The 7,519-nt window shown below is 51.3% G+C and carries 4 protein-coding genes and 1 pseudogene; all 5 read right to left on the bottom strand.

Annotation, left to right across the window (positions count from 1 at the left end):
- Positions 1 to 355 precede the first annotated feature (355 nt).
- On the bottom strand, positions 356 to 1,600 hold the full coding sequence (locus KOR42_RS25330) for a DUF1552 domain-containing protein (protein ID WP_197441589.1): 1,245 nt from the start codon (positions 1,598 to 1,600) through the stop codon (positions 356 to 358).
- Positions 1,601 to 1,683: 83 nt separating this feature from the next.
- On the bottom strand, positions 1,684 to 4,278 hold the full coding sequence (locus KOR42_RS25335; protein ID WP_231741129.1) for a DUF1592 domain-containing protein: 2,595 nt from the start codon (positions 4,276 to 4,278) through the stop codon (positions 1,684 to 1,686).
- Between the two features lie 134 nt (positions 4,279 to 4,412).
- On the bottom strand, positions 4,413 to 5,609 hold the full coding sequence (locus KOR42_RS25340) for a Gfo/Idh/MocA family protein (protein WP_197441591.1): 1,197 nt from the start codon (positions 5,607 to 5,609) through the stop codon (positions 4,413 to 4,415).
- Positions 5,610 to 5,967: 358 nt separating this feature from the next.
- Positions 5,968 to 6,381 carry a transthyretin-like family protein gene (locus KOR42_RS25345; protein WP_146512599.1) on the bottom strand — a complete coding sequence of 138 codons (414 nt, stop codon included), beginning with the start codon at positions 6,379 to 6,381 and terminating at the stop codon, positions 5,968 to 5,970.
- A gap of 149 nt (positions 6,382 to 6,530) precedes the next feature.
- Positions 6,531 to 7,379, bottom strand: a pseudogene (locus tag KOR42_RS25350) (DUF1559 family PulG-like putative transporter); the annotation flags it as partial.
- Positions 7,380 to 7,519: the final 140 nt, after the last annotated feature.

Here is a 7,519-nt window from a genome sequence, read left to right on the forward strand (position 1 = left end):
ATCAGTTCAAACAAATGGTGAAAACCAAAAGTCTGAACACCTGACAACAAGTGATCATCTGGGCGCTACGCTTTTATTCCGTCACACCCTCTCCGTCGAGCGCTACGTTTTCTGACCGATGTCTACATCAGTTAATGATTGACTGGGCGATGCTGAACCAGAGGTTTGACGGTGAGTGAAATGGACGGATTACAACAGGACATGGAGCGGGTTCGCAGTGCCCTCGCCGGAGACAACGTTTATCAGAAACGCATCGCGGAATGCGGAATCGAATGGTTGGCGACAATCCTGAAGAAGAACAATGACTACAACTCGCTTGCATGTAATCCATTATTAGATATTTCTGTAAGATCCTTTACGATGTCTCCAGTCCTGAGAGTGTCCCGTTGCTGGTTCCGAATCGTTCTTTTTCGATTCCGGCGTTCTGCAGGAGTGACAAGAACAGATTGCACATTGGGACCTGATTGACTCCCATGATTGGACGGTGAATTCGATCGCCTTTGTCCATAGGAACTGTTCGGGAAAGTTCCTCGAGCCAATCGGGATTGAAGGCCAGGTGACTGCCGTGTTTGAACCCGCCACCGGCGAGGATCGCTGGGGCATCGTAGCAGGCGTGAGAATTGCCGTCTCGCATGTTACTTGTCAGGAGCACCATTGTGTTGTCGAGGAGACTCGTTCCGGCGCCCTCCTTGCTGGCCTTAAATTGTGCGAGTAGACCTGAGAATGACTGGAGCAGCTCGTTCTCGACTATCCGCAACTCGGACAGTTTCTTTTCCTCCTGACCGTGGTGGGTTAAGTGGTGATGATCCCCGAATGTTCGAAGACAGATTGATCTTGTAGAATCTGTAACAATTGCCAGACGGATCATGTCCAACATGAGTTTAAGCTTGGCTTTTTGTTGACCGGGGCCGTTGATGTCTTGTGGCTGTTTTCCAATGGGGGCGGGTTTTGGACGCGTCGCCCATTCTCGAGACATTTGCAACTGCCGTTCCACATCACGGACTGACTCGAAGTATTCGTCGATCCGTTTCTTGTCGTCGCTGCTGACTTTATGAGAGAGACTCCGGGCTCGTTCACCGACGAAATCAAGTAAGCTTCGCCCTTCCCTAATATGGTGTAATTCACGGTCAGCCTCCTCTTTACTTCCTCCAAGAAAGAGATTCGCGAAGACTTTAGATGGGCTTTCTTCAGGCGGAATGGGAACTCCGTTTGCGGTAATCGATATACTCGGAACCGGGGAATGACCGCCCGTACTCAGCACGAAGCTTTCATAACGAGTTTGCCCTCGAAAGTGTGCCGCGAATTCCTGATCAATCGAGATGGTATTCTTTAAGTTATAAGAGAGGTCCGGATAAGGGGTTCCGGTTAACATAGCGACCTCCGACTGGTGGGCGGATCCAGTATCGGGATGGCTCGTTCCGGTGATCACCGTCATCTCCTTGCGATGCTCAGAGAGGAGCTTGAGGCATGGCGTCTCCTCATAATCGCACCCCGCTGTAGTTGGAACAAATGTCGGTGGGTCGAATCCGAACGGTGTGCCAATCACCAGCAATCGTTTGGGAGGAGTCGAGGGTGTTGAAGCAGAAACCGAACGGCTCATTGACTCAAGAAAAGGAAGTCCAAGAGCAATTCCTGAGGCTCTGAGGAACGTTCGACGATGAATTGGAATGTGCATGACGAGTATCAGTTCGTTCGGAAAAGGCGACTTTGAATGACGCTGTGAATCAGGGTACGCAGCCCGTAATCAGACTTCTTCGCTTCGTTTACGATGGCTTCGAGTTCGCGGATGTCACCCGGCTCGGGACGACGTCCTGTTGCGAAGGTCACCAGCTTGGACGCAAGGGTTCGTGCAATATAGTCTGACTCTTTGAGGAGGAGTTTTTTATATTCATTCGGGCCGTGGAATGACCTGCCATCAATCAATTCACCCGTGTCATCGACCGGTTGACTTAAGAGATACGACATTGGGCCGAGGATGTCGCGTCCAATGAGCGTCTCTCCGGGAGCAGCTTTCGGCTGCGGACGTTTCTCCTTGGTATTCTCGACTCCGTCGAGAGTTCGATACATCGTTCGCCACTGCCCGGCAGGGTCAAATCCTTCCAATGCGAATCCGGGAGGGTCGATCTGACGATGACATGAGGAACAAGTGCCAGTGCTTTGATGTTTGGCAAGTTGCTCGCGGATGGTGGTCGTTCCACGTGTGTCAGGATCAATGCTTCCCGCATCAGGAGGCGGAGGCAACGGATGACGACCGAGGATATTTTCGAGAACCCAGACACCTCGGACGACTGGTGAAGTCCGCGTTCCGTTTGCGGTGACTTTCAAAACGCTTGCATGAGTCAGGACTCCGCCGCGAACACTCCCTTCAGGTAAGGAGACCCTCTGAAGTCTGGAGCCCCTGATCGCCGGAAGCTGATAGAACTCGGCAAGCCGGTTGTTGAGATATGTGAAATCGGAATCGACGAATTGCAACAGGTTCCTATCGTTCTCAAGCAGATCTTTGAAAAACATCCGCGTTTCGCTGACCATTGAATCGATGAGAAGTCCGTCGTCGCGAAACTGTACGGGACCATCCTGAATGAAGAACTCGGGAAAGAGAAACTTGTCAGGCTGCGTTGCATCGATCTTTCGCAAGCCAAGCCATTGGTCGACAAAGTCGTTCACAAAGGCTTCCGAGCGAGGCGAAGAGAGCAAACGCTCGGTTTCGCTGCGGAGGACTTCTGAGTCGATGAGTCTTCCATCATCCGCCAACTTTCTCAGAGATTCATCGGGAGATGTTCGCCACAATGCATAAGACAACCTTGAGGCGAGTGCATGATTATCAAGCTTACCGGGAGGTCCGGGAATGAAGAGAAAATCTGGAGAACAAAGTGCAGCGCGATAAGCGGCCAACATTGAGGATTCGAAACACTCAGAACGATTGATTCGTTCGGCAGCGAATTCAAGATACCGCTGTACTTCGTCATCCGACACCGGGCGCCGAAATGCTCTGGGCAAAAAGTCTTTCAGTAAACGATAAGCATCTTTCCGCGGATCTTTTGAAACCGGAGTTAGTTGATCCCCTCGACGCAGGTCCTGTAAATCTCCGGGTGTTAAAACGTTCTTCGGGAGTTTCTTAAACGGGATCATCGGAACATCACCAAACAATCGTTGATGCCCAACGGGTGGCCATTCCTCAATCAGCGGGCCTTCCACTTCTACCCATGCAATACCAAGTGCGAGACCCTTCGGATCAGGGAGATCCTCCGGAAGGTTCTTCCGCTCACTGATACGCACGGTATCTCCGGGTGCGTACTGACTGAACCCACGTGCTCGGCGCATCATATTCAGACGATAAGGTTCGACAATGATGGTGTCGCCAACCTCGAAATTTATCTCCGTTTCGAAGACCTTGTGCACTTCTTCTGGCGCATCAAACCATGCGACTGTCTTAATACCGAGGCGCTGTTTGCTGTTCGCAGTCCTGATGCCGAACGAGACCATTTCACCTCGTGGATCAAGTGTTCGAGCTGCCACACGCACTTTGTATCGACCGGGGTGTTCCTTCGTAATCTTCGAGAGCTGAGTGAGGTAAGCAGGATGTTCGATTCCTGGATCGCAGTAAAACCGCAATTCGCCATCTTCAAGGACCATCATGCGGCCCTTGCTTCGCTGACTGAAGAAACGAGATTCGGACTCGCGTGAGTATTGGAGACGATGTCGTTTTGATTCCGGCCTGGGACCTCGCATAAATGCATCCTGCAAGGCAAGATCGGCTGCTTCAAGGTAACTCTGAATGTGGACAGGAGAAATGCGGAGCCCCTCGGCGGATGTATCAAAACCGTCGACGCTGTCGTCTTCTGGAAGCAATTTACGAATCTGAGTCTCCACGCCGAGCAAATCATGAATCGTATTCTCGTACTCCAACCGATTGAGCCGACGCGTGACCGATACGCCTTCTCCTCGGCGTTGAATGGCTTCGTCCTCCAGTGCCTGTTTTGTCCAGGAGATGACCTTTTCCAATTCATCGCTTGGTGGACGGTCTTCACTTTGGGGAGGCATTTCCGCCGCTTCGAGACGCCGCAAGACTCGTGACCAGATTTTCGATGTTTCTTCGTTAGTCACTTCAGTTGACAGAAGATCAAGTCGCAATCCTCCGCTCGGAGTTAATTCGTCGTGACAGTTCAGGCAATGACTCTCGAGGAAATTCTCAACGTTTTCCGAAGCATCGATCGTCGGGGAATTCCATGCAACGACATTCCAAGTTAGTAACACCATGAGATGGCGCATCACGTTCATCTTCTGATTCTTTCGAATATGGATTATTCGCCGACTGCGGAAGCTTAGCAACATGACTCGACAGAGCCGATTTGACTTAACGTCTATAACACACGATGCATTGCTGAAAAGGACCGCAAATTCATTGATCACTATCAGTATAACGACAATGGGTTTACTCGAGTCTGAAGTGGAAAGTCGACCGCGCAGCCTCGCCGTTGAGATTCAAAAACCCCGGCGATCATTTCAATCGATTGCCGCGCTGTTTTCTCATTCGATACTGGATCTGAGGAAGTCTCGATAGCGTTCAATAGATCTTCAATCGCAAGCGTGTGGCGATCTTTGTATCTGTCGTCCGTTAGTGGTTCTGGAAGACCGATCCCCGCTGTCGAGACCGGCTGCCAAGATTTCCCGGAGCGACCGGGTGACCAACTCGCATCCTGCAGGATTCGCACGGCTGGCATTGTCCCTTCCAGAATCTCGATGATGCCCCGAGATCCAAAGATCTGAAGTGCATATCTTGAGCCTTTCACCCCCGCATCTTGTTTTGACTGAAACGATGCCGTCGGACCTTCTTCGAGACCATAAATGGCGGTCACGCGGTCACCTGCAATTCGTCCGAGACCTTCATTCCCAGCATGAATATCTTGCTTTTCAATGGGACGTCCATCCTTGGTGACGTTCGCGAAACACCACTTTGGAGTGAAGCCGAGTGCCAGGATCAAGTCGAGAAGATGGCTTCCGAGCACCCAGAGATCTTCCGCACCGCCGCGATGGTCCTCTTTTCCGCGAGCACGAAGTTCGAGAACTTCTCCGATCGCTCCGTCGTTGAGCAGACCGCGAACGGTACTAAGCAGCGGGCTGTAACGAGTCGGAAACGCGACCGCGATTCGGACGCCCCGTGCAGAATTGGCATCGACGATTTCGTCAGCCTCAACCAATGTGCGGACGAATGGTTTCTCAACATAAACATGAATGCCTGCCTTCACTGCTGCTAAGACAACTTCGTGATGCATGTCGACCCAGCGAGGAGCCACTGCAACGATGTCCGGTCGAGTCTCGTTGAACATCTCCCTGTAATCAGAATACGTCTTCTCGATGCGAAGTCGTTCCGCTGCCAGTGCTCGACCTTTCCGGTCATCGTCGCAGACAGCGACAATTTCCGTGCGAGGAATTTTTAACCACGCAGTATCGAGACCATGGCCATAGTTCCCCCTCCCAGTTCTTCCGAACACAGCGACTCGGAATGGCCCGGACTTTGAGCTCGTCGAATGGGCAAGGGAGGTCAACGCAGCGGTCGACACACACATCGCTGTCGTTCCGCTACGGACGAATTCTCTGCGAGTTAACATCCAAAACCCTTCTCATTCGTCAGTTTAACCACAGATCAAACTGGCCGTGCCATGCTTGAACTTATTTAAGGTCCTAATTCTAAATGACTACTGATCCTCAAACATTCGTCGCAGACCTTAAAGCGTGCAGGGAATGCTTTCGGTCGCGCTGTCGAATTTTGTTTAGGTTGTCCGCAAACGACCTGCTTTCTGCGGCTTGGCGTTATCTCGATCGATTGACGGTCAACTGACTGAAAGAGCGGAATCGTTACTATGGCTTGCGAAGTTCTCTTTGCAGACTTCGATTGGAAATCATTAATGCTGCCATTCAACGCGTTCTCAAAAAAGGCCAGTCGATCAAAATTCGCGAGGCTCAAATTTAGTAGGACTCCAAATCGAAATCGATTTCGTTGCTCCCCTCGTCGACTGTTGCGATAAGCGTCGACTCAAACTGGTACTTCTTTGGAACTCGTTCGACGAATTTTTCGTCAGGCATGAGATCTCCCGGTAACGGTGTAAGCATCGTCACCTCATGAGTTCCAAGAACGGCTCCTCTCGCGTTGTTCGAGTACTTCAATGAGTAGTATCCGCTATCGTCAGTCATGCCGAAGGAGACCCGTCCTTCTTTGTCGGCTGGTGCAAACGTGACTTGCACCCCTTCAAGTGGTTCTCCGTCCAATTTGACAACCCCATCGACAGTCCCCAACGAAGGGAGATCTGAAGATCCTCCACATCCAGAGAGAGTGAGAAGACCTGTCAGAATCCCCAAACAAGCAAATCGAAATCGAACCACAGAAAAACCTCCAATAGACCAGAAAATCGTCACAGATGTCGGACGAGTGATGTCGGTTGACTGGAATCTGTTCCAATCAGCTTCTTCCGAAATTCAAAGCGAGAGTCGGCCACAACTTTGAAACTGTTCACCGCTCGTTCGCTTCCCGCCTAGAAGTTACCTGTGACCTGACCGTCTTTGATTCCGATCAGTCGCTCATAAGTGCTATCCACAGGTTCAGTCCCATTGACCAGGTCAACGCGATGGTCAATGTTCTCGCTGAGGAATCGAACTCTGCCGTCTCCCATCGCGACTTGCACTCCGCCAACGTGCAGGCTGGCGAGTCCCATCACGCAGGCGTTTGGGCTCCCGCTGAAAATGACCCCAGGCTGATTGATCGCAAACTTCCCCAAGAACATTGAATACGATTGACCATGCCCGCGATTTCCACTTAAGAGGCTGTTTCCATTCCGGGCGATGACATGCACAGTCGCTGCCCGACAGTCAACAATTCCGGTGATGCCGTTCATTTGCCAGCACCGTTCCCCAAGAAGAATTGTACTACTGAGCCCATCGGTCACATCACGAAACTTCACCCCGCTATTTCCGAAGAACATTCCATTGGCGCGTTCCGCGTAGTTAATATTTGCATCTGAGCCACTCCCTCTCGGCTCAGGTGATCCCCACTTGTATCCCATTGCACCGCTACTATTTGAACCAACGTAGTTAGAAATCGTCGTCGTGACCCACTTATCGTTGGCGTCTCGCGCTCCACGTTGAGCATTTCCACCATTGTCAACTCGTATCAGACCGATATCAGAAGGGCATCGAAACAAAGAGATAGGCTCTCGCATCGCTTGCAAGTTCTCATCAATGAGTGCCGCATCCTGGTACAACACTCCATCTCCGATTCCAATTGCCTGGTACACCGAACTTTGCTCGACATACGGGAGAATTTGAGCGCCCCATGACCAGACACCTCGGTGAACACCACCAGTTGAGTTGTCCACAAAACCTGGCGGAAACCGACTAAGAGCCTATCCGGAATCCTCTTCATGCTGTAAGTCGGTATTTGAACGGAGCTTGGTTGGGTGAAGGAGCTAAGCGGCGGAGCATGCGACCAATGGAAGCCACATAGATCATGGCTTCGCTCGATTTG

The sequence above is a fragment of the Thalassoglobus neptunius genome (assembly GCF_007859735.1).
Lineage (GTDB): Bacteria > Planctomycetota > Planctomycetia > Planctomycetales > Planctomycetaceae > Thalassoglobus > Thalassoglobus neptunius.

Excerpts from the sequence above, each read along its gene's own strand:
- KOR42_RS25330 (WP_197441589.1), bottom strand. The coding sequence starts at position 1,600 with ATGAGCCGTTCGGTTTCTGCTTCAACACCCTCGACTCCTCCCAAACGA.
- KOR42_RS25335 (WP_231741129.1), bottom strand. The coding sequence starts at position 4,278 with ATGAACGTGATGCGCCATCTCATGGTGTTACTAACTTGGAATGTCGTT.
- KOR42_RS25340 (WP_197441591.1), bottom strand. The coding sequence starts at position 5,609 with ATGTTAACTCGCAGAGAATTCGTCCGTAGCGGAACGACAGCGATGTGT.